The sequence below is a fragment of the Gordonia sp. DT219 genome (assembly GCF_049847065.1).
Classification (GTDB): Bacteria; Actinomycetota; Actinomycetes; order Mycobacteriales; family Mycobacteriaceae; genus Gordonia.
Genome location: NZ_JBNCNR010000002.1, coordinates 265,929 through 281,208, shown reverse-complemented (window position 1 = coordinate 281,208; position 15,280 = coordinate 265,929). Strand labels below are relative to the sequence as shown.

The 15,280-nt window shown below is 66.0% G+C and carries 14 protein-coding genes; 8 read left to right on the top strand and 6 right to left on the bottom strand.

The features are described from left to right. The first annotated feature begins 3 nt into the window (after positions 1-3). The 3 genes from ACPXB3_RS04720 (at position 4) to ACPXB3_RS04710 (ending at position 2,808) form a co-directional block, all read left to right on the top strand. A complete protein-coding gene (locus ACPXB3_RS04720) occupies positions 4-831 on the top strand; it encodes an alpha/beta fold hydrolase (protein WP_425706191.1) in 828 nt (275 codons plus the stop codon). 71 nt (positions 832-902) lie between these two features. Then, positions 903-1,862 carry a TIGR03557 family F420-dependent LLM class oxidoreductase gene (locus tag ACPXB3_RS04715; RefSeq protein WP_425726686.1) on the top strand — a complete coding sequence of 320 codons (960 nt, stop codon included), beginning with the start codon at positions 903-905 and terminating at the stop codon, positions 1,860-1,862. A gap of 10 nt (positions 1,863-1,872) precedes the next feature. After that, complete coding sequence (locus ACPXB3_RS04710) at positions 1,873-2,808, top strand: sugar phosphate isomerase/epimerase family protein (protein WP_425726684.1); 936 nt, start codon at positions 1,873-1,875, stop codon at positions 2,806-2,808. Here the strand turns inward: ACPXB3_RS04710 and ACPXB3_RS04705 are convergent. From ACPXB3_RS04705 to ACPXB3_RS04695, 3 genes are all read right to left on the bottom strand, one after another. After that, positions 2,735-3,787 carry a hypothetical protein gene (locus ACPXB3_RS04705; RefSeq protein WP_425726682.1) on the bottom strand — a complete coding sequence of 351 codons (1,053 nt, stop codon included), beginning with the start codon at positions 3,785-3,787 and terminating at the stop codon, positions 2,735-2,737. The two genes, ACPXB3_RS04710 and ACPXB3_RS04705, sit on opposite strands and share 74 nt — an antisense overlap. 80 nt (positions 3,788-3,867) lie before the next feature. Then, a complete protein-coding gene (locus tag ACPXB3_RS04700; RefSeq protein ID WP_425726680.1) occupies positions 3,868-4,530 on the bottom strand; it encodes an SGNH/GDSL hydrolase family protein in 663 nt (220 codons plus the stop codon). Positions 4,531-4,639: 109 nt separating this feature from the next. Further along, a complete protein-coding gene (locus ACPXB3_RS04695) occupies positions 4,640-6,040 on the bottom strand; it encodes an alanine--tRNA ligase-related protein (protein ID WP_425706196.1) in 1,401 nt (466 codons plus the stop codon). Between the two features lie 310 nt (positions 6,041-6,350). On the opposite strand from ACPXB3_RS04695, the gene ACPXB3_RS04690 reads away from it, so the two are divergent. From ACPXB3_RS04690 to ACPXB3_RS04675, 4 genes are read left to right on the top strand one after another with little or no spacing between them, the layout of a single operon-like run. Further along, positions 6,351-8,504, top strand: coding sequence for a bifunctional lysylphosphatidylglycerol flippase/synthetase MprF (locus ACPXB3_RS04690; RefSeq protein ID WP_425726678.1), 2,154 nt, complete (start codon positions 6,351-6,353; stop codon positions 8,502-8,504). Positions 8,505-8,532: 28 nt separating this feature from the next. After that, a complete protein-coding gene (locus tag ACPXB3_RS04685) occupies positions 8,533-9,819 on the top strand; it encodes an alpha/beta hydrolase (protein ID WP_425726676.1) in 1,287 nt (428 codons plus the stop codon). Between the two features lie 48 nt (positions 9,820-9,867). After that, on the top strand, positions 9,868-11,292 hold the full coding sequence (locus ACPXB3_RS04680) for an MFS transporter (protein ID WP_425726674.1): 1,425 nt from the start codon (positions 9,868-9,870) through the stop codon (positions 11,290-11,292). Beyond that, a complete protein-coding gene (locus tag ACPXB3_RS04675) occupies positions 11,289-11,960 on the top strand; it encodes an ArsR/SmtB family transcription factor (protein WP_425726672.1) in 672 nt (223 codons plus the stop codon). Before ACPXB3_RS04680 ends, ACPXB3_RS04675 begins: the two co-directional genes overlap by 4 nt. A 6-nt stretch (positions 11,961-11,966) precedes the next feature. Here the strand turns inward: ACPXB3_RS04675 and ACPXB3_RS04670 are convergent, their stop codons facing one another. The 3 genes from ACPXB3_RS04670 to ACPXB3_RS04660 all read right to left on the bottom strand — a co-directional run bounded on the left by ACPXB3_RS04670 (position 11,967) and on the right by ACPXB3_RS04660 (position 14,709). After that, positions 11,967-12,737: an HNH endonuclease family protein gene (locus ACPXB3_RS04670; RefSeq protein ID WP_425726670.1), complete on the bottom strand. Its 771-nt coding sequence runs from the start codon at positions 12,735-12,737 to the stop codon at positions 11,967-11,969. Between the two features lie 186 nt (positions 12,738-12,923). After that, positions 12,924-14,012: an inositol-3-phosphate synthase gene (locus ACPXB3_RS04665; protein ID WP_425706202.1), complete on the bottom strand. Its 1,089-nt coding sequence runs from the start codon at positions 14,010-14,012 to the stop codon at positions 12,924-12,926. After that, entirely contained in the window at positions 14,005-14,709 is a 705-nt protein-coding gene (locus ACPXB3_RS04660; protein ID WP_425706203.1) for a PadR family transcriptional regulator, read from the bottom strand. Before ACPXB3_RS04660 ends, ACPXB3_RS04665 begins: the two co-directional genes overlap by 8 nt. 176 nt (positions 14,710-14,885) lie before the next feature. Between ACPXB3_RS04660 and ACPXB3_RS04655 the strand changes: the two genes are divergently transcribed. Next, positions 14,886-15,275: a DUF5318 family protein gene (locus ACPXB3_RS04655; protein ID WP_425726668.1), complete on the top strand. Its 390-nt coding sequence runs from the start codon at positions 14,886-14,888 to the stop codon at positions 15,273-15,275. Positions 15,276-15,280: the final 5 nt, after the last annotated feature.

Here is a 15,280-nt window from a genome sequence, read left to right as displayed (position 1 = left end):
GCCATGACCGACTTCGTCACGGCCAACGACGGCACCCGGATCCACTACGCGGATCAGGGCGACGGCCGGCCGCTGCTGCTGATTCACGGGTGGGGCTTCTCCGGCCGGTTCTTCGACCCGGTCGTCGACGAACTCGCCACTGCCGCGAGGGTGATCCGCATGGACCTCCGCGGTCACGGGGACTCCGAGAGTCCCGGCCACGGCTACCGGGTGCCGCGGCTGGCCAAGGATCTGCACGATCTCCTCGAGGCGCTGGACCTCACCGAGGTGACCGTGCTGGGCTGGTCGCTCGGTTGTCCGGTGATCTGGAGCTACCTCGAGCTCTTCGGGCCTGCTCGCCTGGCCGGGGCGGTGTTCGTCGAACAGTCCCCGCGCCAGTACTACGCTGCGGACTGGAAATACGCCCACGCAACGTGCTTTGACGACGCGAGCCTGGCCACCACCTGCGCCCAGGTCGAATACGACACCGTGGCTTTCGATCAGGGTCAGATCGACACCATCATGCTCACCACACCCACCAACGGATTCCGGAAGTTGCTGTTGGCGGAGATGGCCAAATGCGCACCGTCGGTGCGTAACCCGATGATGGCCGACCATACCCGCCATGACTGGCGTGACCTGCTGCCCACCCTGGATCTGCCAACGCTGGTGCTGGTCGCCCGCCAGGACAAGGTATTCGACTGGCGCGGTCCGGCATGGGTGGGTGAGCACGTGCCGAATGCGCGCACCGAGTTCTTCGAGAACAGCAGCCACGCCCTGTTCTTGGACGAACCCGAGAAGTTCGCCCGGGTCATCACCGAATTCCACACCGGCAGCGGACAACCCGGATGAAACGATCTCGTGGTCAAGCCCCACCACCTGGCCGACGGCCAAAAAGTGAGTAACCGAAAGGAACCGAGGATATGCAGTACGGATACAAGCTCTCGACGGAGTCGTTCGGGCCGAAGGAGATCATCCGCCAAGCCCTGCGTGCCGAGGAGGTGGGGTTCGACTTCGTCGAACTGAGCGACCACTTCCATCCCTGGCTCGACGTCCAGGGGCACAGCGCGTTCACGTGGTCCCTGCTGGCGTCGATAGCCGCCAAGACCGACCGACTCCGGATCGCGACCGGAGTCACCTGTCCGACCATGCGGTATCACCCGGCGGTCATCGCGCAGGCCGCGGCGACGACCGCGATCATCTCCGACGGGCGGTTCACGCTCGGCGTCGGTGCCGGTGAACGGTTGAACGAGCACGTCATCGGCATCGGGTGGCCCGGCGCGAAAAAGAGGCACGACATGCTGCGTGAGGCCCTGGAGATCATCCGTCTCCTCTGGTCGGGTGGATACCAGTCCTATGAGGGCAAGTACCTGCAGATCGAGGACGCCCAGGTCTTCGATCTGCCCGACAAACACCCGGTGATCGCGGTCGCCAGTAGTGGCGGCGCGTCGGCGCGCATCGCCGCCGAACTCGGTGACGGATTGTTTGCGACCGAACCGAAGTCGAAGATCGTGGACGCCTACCAGGCGGCCGGCGGCGACGGCCCGAAGTACAGCGAGATCCCGCTCGCCTTTGCCGGCACCCCCGAAGAGGGTGCCCAAGCGGTTCTCGAGAAGTCGCGCTGGTTCGTGACCGGGTGGAAGGTGATGAGCGAACTGCCCAATCCGGTCAACTTCGATGCCGCCAGCACCACGGTGCGAGAAGAGGACGTGCTCGAGCAATTCGCCTGCGGACCGGACCCGGACCGGCATGCCGAGGTCGTGAAGCAGTATGTCGACGCCGGATTCGACCAGCTGGTCCTGCAGAACGCCGGTCCCGACCCGGACGGATTCTTCGACTTCTGCAAATCCGACCTGCTTCCCGGGCTCCGCGCGAAGTGGTAGGCGCGCGACGATGACCCATCCGGCGCAATTGCCATTCGCCTACGCGGTGAACCAATTCACCACCACCGGTTGGTCTTTCGACGACGATGTGGCGCATTGCACCGATGCGGGGATCGGGGTGATCGAGGTCTGTCAGGACAAGCTCGACCCCGACCCGCATCGGGCCGCCGCGCAACTCGAGAGGGCCGTCGGGTCCGGGTTGTCGATCAGCTCGGTACAGGCGTCGGTGCGAGCGATGTTTCCCAGTGCTGGGCAACCGCGGCCCACCGACCATCGGCAGCGCCTCGACGCCTTCGAGCAGTGCGTGCAGCTCGTGGCCCCGTACGCGCCGGATGCGGTGTTCGTCACCAACACCGGCCCCGCTCCGGCAGGCAACATGGCCGAGGCGATCCGGCAGAACATCGTGGACCATCGGGAGTTGGCCGACGTCGCCACCGACCACGGGGTTCGCATCGGGCTGGAACCGTTGAATCCGGTGTCGTTGAACCAGGAGACGGCGATCTGGACGTTGCAACAAGGCCTCGACCTCATTCGTGAGGTGAATCGTGAGAACGTCGGCATCTGCTTCGACACGTGGAACCTCTGGCAGAACCCGGACCTGCTCGGTGCGATCGCCGATGCCGGTGACCGACTCTTCCTTCTGCAGGTGAGCGATTGGCGGACACCACGTTCGGGCGCCGACCGACGCAGCGTGGGCGACGGGGAGATCCCGACCGGCCGGCTACTGCACGCTCTGTACGATGCGGGCTACCGGGGACCCTGTGTGCTCGAGATCCTGTCCGACGGGGTACCCGACCCGGTCAGCGACGGCGACCTCGACGAGGTGCTGCGCGTCAACCGGGCGGCGCTGGAACGTGCGTGGGCCGAGGATCTCACAAACGAATCGAACGTGTTCGCTCCGACCGGGTCTCGTGGAACTGGATTCCGCGAATCTCGCGGGCGATGACCGAGATCGTGAACAACCCGATCGCAACGCTGACCAGTGCACCGAATCCGAACTGCGCGAAATCGGTGATGGCGCCGACAAAGGTGAACGAGACGGCCACTGCCAGCAGCAGACGCAACGGCAGCAGCGGCGGCGGCCGTCGCCGACGGGTGACCCGGCGAGCCACCAGCGCGATCACAGCGAGCACAAAGGACACGCCGCCCAGTACGAGGTAGGTCAGATCCGAGACCCACACCACCCCGTCGCCACCCCCATCAGCGCCGAAAAGCAGCTCTGAGGGCCTCCACGGAACCCCGAGAAGTGTAGTCGCACAGGTCTCCAGGGAGACCGCAACCATGGCCCAGCCGGCCAGTGACGCCACGATCGGGGAGCGCCAGACTGTGGTGACCGGCCCGGGTACGGCCGCCGATACGGCCAGGCGCAGGCCCGGAAGGCGCTCCGGCGCATCGTCACACGCGTAGAGCATGTCGCGCACCGCCTGCACCGCGCGTGCGTCGGCACCACCTGCCTCGGCCCGCGCGGCGAGCGTCATGGCCACTTCACGACGCCTGCGGCCCAGTCCGGTGACCAGTCCCTGTGCGGCGATTTCGGCGGCGTTCGTCAGCGACTCATGGGCCGTGGGCCGCCTTGCGAACCGAACAAGGTTCCCGCCGATGATGACCACCATCATGCTCAAGTACATGATGTCGGCAGCCGGGTGATAGAAGTAGTCATTGGTCTTGGTGACGAACTTGCCGACCTCGTCGAGGAAGAGGCCGAAACCCACGCCGCCGAGCACGATTCCGACGATGCGCGCGTTGCGTCCGAGGAACAGCCACTGCACTACCATGGCGACGGTCATCAGCGCGGCGCCGTATAGGGCATGTGCGATGTGCAGGCTGGCACCGCCCACCTGAGGGAATCCGGTGGCGGTCAAGTAGGCGCGGGTCACCAGGATGGTGGTGACCGCGATCAGGATGTACGCGGTCACCATGGTCATCCCGGCTCGTGCCCGCACCAGACGTCGGCCGGAACCGGAGCGAATTGCACGTACCGGCCTGGTCATGAGTGTTGTTCCGATCATCGGGATGCCCTGATCGAGTCGGAACCCATACCGCAACGGGTGTCGATGCCGTTCGCCGCCAACACGGTCCGAAGGTGCAGCGCCAGCTCGGCGTGGCCGGCGGCACTGGGATGCTCGCGGTCGGCGCCATAGGAATCGGGTGATGCGAGCCAGTTCTCGGCGATCGGGTCGACAAACACCACGTGCGAATGTGCGGCGGCCGTTCGAAGTGCATCGCGAATCATGGTGAGTTGCGCCAACTCCTTGTCGGGAACGCGCGTCGGGCCGACGGCGACGATGAGGCGATCCGGGGCCGAGTCGGTGAGCGCATCGAACGTCTGCTCTGCGCGATCGGTGATCTCGGCCGGCGGGTATGTGCCGTCGTTGTCACTGCCCTGCAGGATCAGCGCGCGGAGTGGGCCTTTCGGTACCTCCGGTAGCCGGGCACGGTAGGTCTGGAATCCGCGATGACCATGCGGCGGATTGACGTACCCGGTGCCATCCTGGGCATTGACGACGATCCGACGACAGATATCGGACGCCAATACGCGTGGAAAAGAGCGAGATCGGGGATCGGTCAGTCCGAAGCCGGTGGCAAACGAATCGCCGATGACCGCGATCTCGGTCGGGGCGGTGTCGGTCGCCGACCCAGCCGGCCGGCTCGTGCATCCGCTGGCCACGGAACACATTGCCAGACAGCAGATACCGATCAGCACCGTGGTCTTCCGGAGAATGCATCCGCCATCCACGGATCGCCCACTTTCCCCGGATGACCGATTGATGCGGCCGTCAGTGCACACCGAGCCGACTGCCGGAACGCGACCGCTCTCGCTGTTCCCGCACATGGGCGTCGAAGTCGGTGCGCCAGTCCGGGCTGATGTCGAGACCGCGCGTGACGGCCTCCTCAGAGGACAACTCGACGGGGAATCCGTAGCGGTCATACAACGTGAAGAAGTCGGCACCGGTGATGGGCCGGCTCTCCTTGCCCAGCCGGCGCAGTTCCCGCAGACCCTTGCCGAGGGTGCGGCGGAAGGAACGTTCTTCTTTCCCGAGCACCTGCATGATGTGTTCGCGTTGCGCGGCAACGTCCGGGTACGCGGCGGCATAGATGTCGATGACGATCGCCGCGAGTTCGGCGGTGACCCCATCGGTGAGTCCGAGGCCATGGGCGAACCGGATCGCCCGGCGGAGCAGGCGCCGCAGGACGTAGCCGTGCTCCTTGGCGGCCGGGACGATGCCGTCGGCGATCAGGAAAACCGCGCCGCGGAGATGGTCGGCGATGATGCGCATCGTCTGGGTCTGCGCCTCATATCTTGTCCCCGAGAGGGTTTCGATGCCGCAGATGATCGGCCACAGGGTGCTGACCCGGTAGACGTCGGGACTGTCGATGGAGGCCGCGGCGATCCGCTCGAGGCCGCCGCCGAAGTCGACGTTGCGGCGCGTCAGCGGACGCAAACCGCCGACGTCCTTGGCGAACTGCATGAACACCGAATTCCCGATCTCCATGTATTGGCCACCATCGGAGTTCGGGTGCGGGTGGTCGCCGTAGGCGGTGTCGTGGGGAACCTGGGGAAAGTGGTAGAACACCTCGGTATCGGGTCCGCCCGGTTCGCCGACGGGCATGTCGGCCGGACCGCCGGCACGTGACCACCAGTTCTTGTCGCGGTAGTAGCAGATGTGGGCCCCTTGACTGCCTACCGAGTCGGCACGCTCCTCGGTATCGAGAACTGTGCGGTCGGTGGCTATTCCGGCGCGCTCGAACAGCTCTGCCCAGATGTCGGCGCTGTCGTCGTCGCGCGGGATGCCGAGTTCGAAGTCCCCGGAGTACACCGACACGTAGAGTCGTTCGGGATCCAACCCGACGACATCGACGAGAAGACCCCAGAGAGCCTCGATCTGCTCGCGTTTGAAGTAGCTGCCGAAACTCCAATTGCCGAGCATCTCGAAGAAGGTCGTATGGCGGTTGTCGCCGACCTCGTCGATGTCCTGCGAGCGCAGACATGGTTGTACATCGGCCACCTGCGTCCCACCCGGATGGTCGGCACCCATCAGATACGGGACCAGAGGCTGCATACCACTGCCGGTGAACAGAGTAGTCGGATCGTCTCGCAGGACCAGTGGCGCGCGGTCGATGACCGCATGGCCCCGATCGGTCATGTACCGAAGAAATCCGGCACGAATCTCGCCCACATCCAACAGGCCAACTCCTCATCCGAACGACTATGAAGATGCGCGGCATCGACGACCACGCGAGGGCGCGTCTCCCGTCGTTCTGGCAGGCGAGCATCGAAAAGTAGTGGAGGACATACGGATCGAACGTATCGAAGGCACCCCAACCGGCGCATCCCCCTCGTCCCTGACGGGATGTACGCAACTTTAGGACGGCAGAGTCGGCACACGCAAGCCATTGCGCCCAAGCATTGGGTTCATATTGACAAGCAGTACTTGTGCTTCCGGTTCTCGCGGGGATGCCATCGCCAAATCGCCTACGCTCCTTGTCATGTCAGATACCGTAGCGATCGACGACGACATCACCTCGGTGCCACACGCACCCACGGTGACGGCTCGGGCGATCCACTACGCCCGGGTGATCGCCGGGCATGCCCCCGTGTCGCTGCTGCTGTTCGCATGCTTGCTGATCATCGGTCTCGCCACGGGAACGCTCTGGAGCGCAACAAAAGACAAGAGCTACTTTCACGACGTCGCTTATGGTGTGCCGGCATTCGCCGACGGCGAATGGTGGACGCTCGGTACCGGAATGTTCTTCGGGCTGACGCCCTGGCAGTTGGTGAGCATCCTGATCATGGTGATCACGCTGCTCGCCTGGGCCGAGTGGCGGCTGGGCAGCCTACGCCTTGTCGGGGTGTTCGTCGCCGCCCAGTTCCTCGGACACCTGATCGCCGCATTGTTCGCCTGGGGGCTCAGCGACCAGGTGATCAGCGGTATCGGATGGGAATGGCCGTCCCAATTGGCGCAGGTGCGTGATGTCGGGATGACGACGGGGATCGTCGGAGCGGTGGTCGCCGCGAGCGCCACGGTCCGATCACCGTGGCGGCTGCGATTGCGGCTGATCCTGGCATCGTATGTCGCGTTGTCCTTGCTGTTCGAGGGAAGTCTGTCCGACGTCGCGCATCTCGTCGCGTTTGCCGTGATGCTCCCGCTGGGCGAGCGCCTGTTCAGCGGCACCGAGCACGGGTTTGCACCGCGCAGCCGACGCGAGGTACGTCTGGTGGGATTCGCCGGTCTCCTCGTGATCGCCGCGGCGGACGTCTTGGTGTGGTTCTTTCCCGGTTCGGGTCCCTTGGGGCCGACCGACTCCGACGGATCGTCGGTGTGGGTCATGTGGATCGAAGTGGCGCTGATCGCGTTGGTGGCGGCCCAACTGCGCCGGGGCAAACATTGGGCATGGTGGGCGACCGTCGTGATCGGCGGATTGAACGTCGTGGGCTTCGTGTTCGTGGTGTTGGCCGTGGCGTTCACCGACTTCCAGGCTCGTGGCGCGGTGACCTTGGGTACGTCGCTGCTATGGCTGACCGAGGTCGCGGTGCTTGTCTCGGGACGCTTCGCCTTCCGGGTCCCCTTCCGCAGCGGTGTGCGCGGCGACGAGGCGGACACCGCGGAGGTCAAGCGACTGCTGCACGCGCACGGCGGCGGCACCATGTCCTGGATGACGACCTGGGACGGCAATCACTATCTGTTCGGCGACGCCGCGGCAGGCGGGTCAGCGGTGACGTATCAACGGCACGCCGGAACGTTGCTGGCGCTGGCCGACCCCGTGTGTTCCGACGACGATGCCACCCGGACGATCAAGGAGTTCGTCGACTTCGCGGAGTCGAGCGGGCTGACGCCCTGCTGGTTCTCCATCGGCGCAGACACCGCAGCCATCCTTCGCCAACTGAGTTGGCGCACTGCGAAAATCGCCGAAGACTCGATCGTGGATCTACCGGGGCTGGCGTTCAAGGGCAAGTCGTGGCAGCACGTGCGAACAGCACTGAACAAGGCCAAAAAATCGGGGATATCCCATCGCCTCGTCGCACGCGCCGAGGAACCCTTTTCCATCAAGGCGCAGGTCCGTTCCATCTCCGACGAGTGGGTGGGGGACAAAGGATTGCCGGAAATGGGCTTCACCCTCGGAGGCGTCGACGAAGCTCTGGACCCGGAAGTCCGTGTCTCGCTGGCCATCGACGAGGAAGGCAACGTGCACGGGGTGCTGTCGTGGCTGCCGGTGTACGCCCCCGGCGGCGCCGTCGCAGGCTGGACACTCGACGTCATGCGCAGGCGCCCCGACGGTTTCGGGCCCGTGATCGAGTTCTTGCTCGGCTCAGCGATACTCGGGTTCCAACGGGAGGGTGCACAGTTCGTCTCCCTGTCGGGGGCACCGTTGGCCACCGCCGACGAGAACGCGGAGACGTCGGCGACCGACCGGGTACTCGATGTGATGGGTGCGGCGATGGAGCCGTTGTACGGATTCCGGTCACTGCATGCGTTCAAGAAGAAGTTCAGCCCCCGCTATGAACCGGTCTACCTTGCCTATCGAGACGAAAGCGACCTTCCCCGAATAGGTTTGGCCATCAGCAGGGCTTACCTTCCGCAGGCCACGCCCGGGCAGTTGGTGCGCCTGGCGGGGCTTCTCGATCGACGTGAAAGAGCGTAGGTCCCGTGCAGAGATCGGTGGTCGGTGTATGTCCGCGGTGCTGAATCTGTCGATCATCCATGGCTGGGTCCCGATCGCGATGTTGGTCGCCGGAGCGGCGGGGCTGATCTGGCTGGTGGCGCGCCGCAGTGTGCGGTATCTGGTGATCGTCGTACCGCTGACCGTGGTCACGACGGTCATCGTGATCGCTGTCGCCCGTTGGTATATCGAAGACGTCTGGCGCCGGTTCCCCGAGGCCATCCCGCTGTCGGTCTACGTCTGGGCCGGCGTCGCGCTACTCGGCATCCTGCTCGCCATACCTCGTCTGTTCACCCGAGCGGTGCCGCTCGGGCACCGCGCGATCACGGTGATCGCCGCGGTGCTCGTGGTGCTCCTCGGCCTCACCTTCATCAATGTGCACTTCGCGTCATATCCGACGCTGCGGGCGGCACTCGGGCTCGATCATGTCGAGAGTGTGGACCTGAACGGGGTTCCCCGCGGAAGTACGGTTCCACTGGCGAAATGGTCTGCTCCCCAGGGGCTTCCCGAACGAGGCCGAGTCGCCTCCGCGGCAATACCGGGCTCTGCCTCACATTTCGATGCACGACCGGCCGAGGTGTATCTGCCACCTGCCTACTTCGCGCAGCCGCGGCCACTGCTGCCGGTGTTGGTACTGCTTGCCGGACAACCTGGTTCGCCCTCGGACTGGCTGACCAGTGTTCAGATGGTCGGCACGCTCGACGATTTCGCGGCACATCACCATGGGGTGACACCGGTGGTGATCGTCGCGGACGGAACCGGAACCGAGCTGGACAATCCGCTGTGCATGGACTCCCGGCTCGGCAATGCCGCAACCTACCTGACCGCCGATGTGGCCGCGTGGGCGAAGACGAATCTGCAAGTCGAGCAGCCTCGGGACAAGTGGGCGGTGGGTGGTCTGTCGTACGGCGGCACCTGCGCGCTGCAACTGGCCGTGAACTATCCGGACATGTACCCGACGTTCCTCGACATGTCGGGACAGTACGAGCCGACCCTCGGGGATCGTCGGACCACCGTGCAGGCAGCGTTCGGCGGCGACCAGGGGCGGTTCGAAGGAGTGAACCCGGTCGACCTCCTGCGGCGCAAGCAGTACCCGAACGTATCCGGGGTCTTCCTGGTCGGTGCCGATGACGGGCAATATCGGCCCGGACTGGAGAAGGTGTACACGCTGGCCCGCGGCGCCGGGATGAACGTGCGTTTCACCACCGTGCCCGGTGGCCACAGCTTCGGCGTGTGGTCGCAAGGCTTTGCCGCTCAGTTGCCGTGGCTCGCGAATCGACTGGGGGTCACCGCGTAGCGAGCCGGCGGTTGACACACCCGGCCATATTCTAGTAATCCATAGAATATGGCGGAAAGTGGTTCGGCGGCGCCCGCCGCGGCGACATGGGCGGACCTCTTCGCCCCGCAGCATCGCAGTGCGGTCGCCGTATTGGCCACGGGCGTGGCAGTTTTCGCCATCAGCACATACTTGACGGCGGCGTCGTTGCCGAGTGCCATCGACGACATCGGCGGCGCCGACCTCTACGCGTGGGTGATGACCACCTTCCTGCTGGCGGCGGTGTGCGCGTCCATGCTGGTGACGCCGACGCTGTCACGGCTGGGCGCCCGCACGGCCTATCTCGGCGCCTTCTTCGCCTTCGGGGTGGGGTCGCTCATCGGCGCCGTGGCCCCGACGATGCCGGTCCTGCTGGTCGGCCGCGTCGTCCAGGGCCTTGGCGGCGGACTGCTCACCGGACTGGCATTCGCGGTCGTCCGCATCGCGTTGCCAGAACGACTGTGGGTGCGCGCCATCGGTTTCACCTCGGCGATGTGGGGGGTCGGCAATCTGATCGGACCGGCTCTCGGCGGGCTGTTCGCCCAGTTGCATTTCTGGCGGGGCTCGTTCTGGCTGCTCGTCGTCGTCGCGGCCGTCGTCATGGTCCCGACGGCGCGCGCGCTCCCACACAATCGCGTTGCGCCGGTGCGCAATCCGCCGATTCCCTGGTGGTCGTTGGTGGCGGTCGCCCTTGCCGCCGCTGCGCTGTCGGTCGCGAGTCTGACCACCGGCACTGCCGCGACGGTCACCCTCATCTGCGTGGGGGCTGCGTCATTGTTCGCCTTCGTCGGCGTCGACCGTCGAAAGGGCGTGGGCTTGCTCCCGCGGCTGACCTACGTGGCGGGCAATCCGCTCAAGTGGATCTACCTGTCGGTGGCGGTGCTGGCGATCGGGTCGACCACGGAGACGTTCATCCCCCTGTTCGGCCAGCGCATCGGCGGCCTGGGGCCGTTCGCGGCCGGCCTTCTCGGCGCCGCCCTCTCATGGGGATGGTCGACGTCGCAGATCCTCAGCACGACCTTCGCCGAGGGGAGTCGCTCACGCGTCGTTCGCCTGGCCGGTCCGGGCGTGCTGGGAGCGGGGCTCGCCGCTTACGGTGCGCTGCAATCGTTCGACGGCGCGGGTGGGATCGCCGGGTGGTTCGTCGTCCTGTTCGTCGCCGGCTGCGGCATCGGCATGGCGTTCCCGCACATCGCGACCGCGGCGATGACCATCACCACCGACGATGCCGAGGCGGCGCGCGCGTCGGCCGGGGTGAACACCGTCCAGATGGTGGCCAATGCCGTGGGGTCCGCGGTCGCCGGTCTCCTCGTGAGCTTCGGCAGCAGCGACATCGCGTCGGCCCGCTACCTGTTCTTCGGGTTCGCAGTGGTCGCGCTGCTCGGGATCGCCGTTGCTGCAGCGTCGGTGGGACGTCGGCGGCCGGTACCGATCGTCGTCGAGGAGGCGTCATGAGTGCCACGGGCGAAGGCTTTCCCGAGCTCGGGATCTACACCGAACTCGGACGCGTCGGTAAGGCGCTGGCCAGCCCGATCCGGTTGCGGCTGCTCGACATCCTGACCGACGGCGAGCGCACGGTCGAGGAGCTCGCCGCCGACGCGCACGTGAACCTGAAGAACACCTCGTCGCAGCTGCAGATCCTGCGCGCCGCCCAGTTGGTTGCCGGCCGGCGCGACGGAGTGCGCATTCACTACCGGTTGGCCTCCGACGACGTCGCCGCGCTGCTCGGGGTCTTCCACCGGTTCTCCCGGGACAATGTTGCCGCGGTGCGCACCGAGGTCGAGATGTACTTCGCCGAGCATGCCGATCTCACGCCGCTGACCGCCGCGGAACTGCGTAGCCGTCTCGACGACGGATCGGTGCTCGTCATCGATGTGCGGCCGCGGCACGAATACGAGCGCGGGCACATTCCCGGTGCGATCTCGATACCACTCGGCGAACTGCGCGAGCACCTCGACGCGTTGCCGACCGATCGGCGGATCATCGCCTATTGCCAAGGTCCCTACTGTGTCGCGTCGCCGACGGCCGCGTCGGAACTGGCTGTGGCGCAGCGGGACAGCACCTACGTCGACGGCGGGATCACTTCGTGGATCTGGTCCGGGGGGCGTCTGGAATCGGCATGAGGTGAGTCAGCGCCCGGCGGGACAGTCGTCGAGTAGCCGGCCGAGGGCGTCGCGCTCGGCGGCGGTGACCCACAGGTGGTAGGCCGCCTTCACCTGGATCTGCCGAATGGCGTACGTGCAGCGGTATGCCTTGTGCGGTGGTAGCCACGTCGCGGCGTCGCCGTCACGCTTGCGCTGATTGGTGGGGCCGTCGGTGGCCTGCAGGTTGCGTGGATCGTTCGCGAAGTCGACGCGCTGCTGCTTCGTCAGTTGCTGCGCGCCCTTCTGCCAGGCATCCGAGAGGGCGACGACGTGGTCGATCTGGACGGTCGACGAGGTCTCCGCGCCGCGCGTGAAGTCGATGGTCTTGTCGGTGTAGGGGTCGTGCAGCGTTCCGGTGGCGATCACGCAGTCGCGGGTACCCGGCTTGAACGTGATGTCCACGAGATCGCGGCGCAGGATGTCATTGCGTGTATCGCAGCCGTTGTGGCCGTCCTCGACGGTCACGTCGTCGTTCCACGGCGAGCCGAATTGCGCTCTGCTGTAACCGGTTTTGGGTGCGCGGCCCTTCACCGGCAGGAGTTGCAGCAGGGCCCGGGCCGGGCCGGCCGGTGCGGCGTCGGTCGGTGTGGTGCTGCTGGGTGTGGTGCCGGTCGGTGTGCTGGCGGGCGATGCCGAGGCGGAGTCCTGCGCCGGAAGTCGCGCGGCGCTCTCGCTCGGCGAGGTGACGCTCACCGAATCGGCGGGTGTGGCACAACCGGCCAGGGCGGCGAGCCCGACCAGCGAAACCCCGAGCACCACACGTACCTGTGCCGACCTGGCGCATGTGTGCTCTGCAGGACGCATAAACCCGGGGTCGGCCCGCAATCGCAGACATCGTCGTCGCATGCGCCGATTGTGCCGGACCCTACCGACACATGGCCGACGGCGGCCCACCCCATGATCGGGGTGAGCCGCCGTCGTACGAGCGGTCGATCTCGGGTATCAGCCCTCGATGAACTGCTCGAGCTGCTGACGTGCGATGTCGTCGGCGACCTGCTTCGGCGGGCTCTTCATGAGGTAGGCCGACGCCGGCAGGATCGGGCCACCGATGCCACGGTCCTTGGCGATCTTGGCGGCACGCACCGCGTCGATGATGATGCCGGCCGAGTTGGGCGAGTCCCAGACCTCGAGCTTGTACTCCAGGTTCAGCGGCACGTCACCGAAGGCGCGGCCTTCGAGGCGGACATAGGCCCACTTGCGGTCGTCGAGCCACGCGACGTGATCGGACGGGCCGATGTGCACGTTCTTGTCGTCGATCTTGCCGGCGAGCGAGCCGGTCAGGTTCGAGGTCACGGACTGGGTCTTGGAGACCTTCTTCGACTCCAGACGCTCACGCTCGAGCATGTTCTTGAAGTCCATGTTGCCGCCGACATTGAGCTGGTAGGTGCGGTCGAGGGCGACGCCGCGGTCCTCGAACAGCTTGGCCATCACGCGGTGGGTGATGGTCGCGCCGACCTGGCTCTTGATGTCGTCGCCGACGATCGGCACGCCGGCGTCGGTGAACTTCTTGGCCCACTCCGGGTCCGAGGCGATGAACACCGGCAGCGCGTTGACGAAGGCGACCTTGGCGTCGATGGCGCACTGGGCGTAGAACTTGTCGGCCTGCTCCGAGCCCACGGGCAGGTAGCTGACGAGGACGTCGACCTGCGCGTCCTTGAGGGTGGCCACGACGTCTGCGCCGTCGCCATCGGCCTCGGTGATGGTCTCGCGGTAGTACTTGCCGAGACCGTCGAGGGTGTGACCGCGCTGCACCGTCACACCGGTCGGCGCGACGTCGGCGATTTTGATGGTGTTGTTCTCGCTGGCGAAGATCGCGTCGGAGAGGTCGAAGCCGACCTTCTTCGCGTCGACGTCGAATGCGGCGACGAATTCGACGTCGCGCACGTGGTACGGGCCGAACTTCACGTGCATCAGACCGGGCACGGCGGCGTTCTCGTCGGCGTCCTTGTAGTACTGCACGCCCTGGACCAGGGATGAAGCGCAGTTTCCTACGCCCACAATGGCCACGCGCACCTTATTGGGCTCACCCATGGTCGGGTACTCCTTCTTCTTCTTGTGATGTCGCAGTACTCGGCTGCGATACGGGGGTTCGTCCGAGCCGGTCGTGCTGCTCGGCTTCTTCCTGTTCTCCGGCACCGGTCGGCGACGACGCGGTGTCCGGGACATTTGTGGGGGATCGCGCCGCGGTGTCGGCGCCGTCGTGCTCGGCGTCGGAGGCCTCGGCGGCGATGAGCTGGTTGAGCCAGCGCACCTCGCGTTCGCTCGACTCCAGACTCAGCTCGTGCATCTGGCGGGTGTAGCGGTCAGAACTGCCGGTGGCACGCCCGACGAGTTCGCGCAGTCCTTCCCGACGTTCCTCGACCTGGCGTCGGCGACCCTCGAGGATTCGCATCCGCGCGATCGCCGGGGTGCGGCTGAAGAAGGCGAGGTGAACGCCGAAACCGTCGTCGGTGTAGTTCTGCGGTCCGGTGTCGGCGACGAGTTCGGTGAAGCGTTCGCGGCCGGCGGGGGTGAGCTGGTAGACGCGCCGACCGCGCCGGACCTTCACTCCCGAGGGCGCGCTCGTCTCACCGATGAGACCGTCGGCCTGCATTCGGCGCAGAGTCGGATACAGCGACCCATAGGAGAACGCGCGAAACGCGCCGAGCAGGCCGGTGAGCCGCTTGCGCAGCTCGTACCCGTGCATGGGGGATTCGAGTAGCAGTCCGAGAATCGCCATCTCCAGCACTGTCGTCCCCCTTTCCGCTCTTCCGTCGCACCGATGCTTGTGCCCAATGTATCGCACCGATATAAACGCTGTCGATATCGGGTACATGGAGTACACATCCGAACACGCCGATCCGGGGGCGCAGGGCCGGGTAGGCGCACCGGCACCACCGGTACCGACCACGTACGCTGGACGACGTGCAACGCCAGATCGTCGACTACGCCCTGCAGCGGCGATCGAGGCTGTCGCAGGTCCACTCCGGTCGGGCCGGTGTCGCCGAGGTCTGCGACGCGAGTCCGTATCTGTTGCGAGCCGCCAAGTTTCATGGCCGGCCGAGTCCGACCCTGTGTCCGATCTGCCGCAAGGAGCACGTGACGTTGGTCTCGTGGGTATTCGGCGAGCGACTCGGCCAGGTGTCCGGATCGGCGCGGACGGCCGAGGAGATCTCCCGGCTCGATGCCACCGCCGAGGAGTTCTCGGTCCACGTCGTCGAGGTGTGCCGTACCTGCAGCTGGAACCATCTCGTGCAGTCGTACGTTGCCGGACTGCCTCCACGTGCGCAGCGGCGCCGTCGGGTCGCCGAGTAGAAGCG

What these genes read in the sequence shown, in the direction of transcription:
- ACPXB3_RS04720 (WP_425706191.1), top strand. Translation starts at nt 4, where the DNA reads ATGACCGACTTCGTCACGGCCAACGACGGCACCCGGATCCACTACGCG.
- ACPXB3_RS04715 (WP_425726686.1), top strand. Translation starts at nt 903, where the DNA reads ATGCAGTACGGATACAAGCTCTCGACGGAGTCGTTCGGGCCGAAGGAG.
- ACPXB3_RS04710 (WP_425726684.1), top strand. Translation starts at nt 1,873, where the DNA reads ATGACCCATCCGGCGCAATTGCCATTCGCCTACGCGGTGAACCAATTC.
- ACPXB3_RS04705 (WP_425726682.1), bottom strand. Translation starts at nt 3,787, where the DNA reads ATGACCATGGTGACCGCGTACATCCTGATCGCGGTCACCACCATCCTG.
- ACPXB3_RS04690 (WP_425726678.1), top strand. Translation starts at nt 6,351, where the DNA reads ATGTCAGATACCGTAGCGATCGACGACGACATCACCTCGGTGCCACAC.
- ACPXB3_RS04685 (WP_425726676.1), top strand. Translation starts at nt 8,533, where the DNA reads ATGTCCGCGGTGCTGAATCTGTCGATCATCCATGGCTGGGTCCCGATC.
- ACPXB3_RS04680 (WP_425726674.1), top strand. Translation starts at nt 9,868, where the DNA reads ATGGCGGAAAGTGGTTCGGCGGCGCCCGCCGCGGCGACATGGGCGGAC.
- ACPXB3_RS04675 (WP_425726672.1), top strand. Translation starts at nt 11,289, where the DNA reads ATGAGTGCCACGGGCGAAGGCTTTCCCGAGCTCGGGATCTACACCGAA.
- ACPXB3_RS04665 (WP_425706202.1), bottom strand. Translation starts at nt 14,012, where the DNA reads ATGGGTGAGCCCAATAAGGTGCGCGTGGCCATTGTGGGCGTAGGAAAC.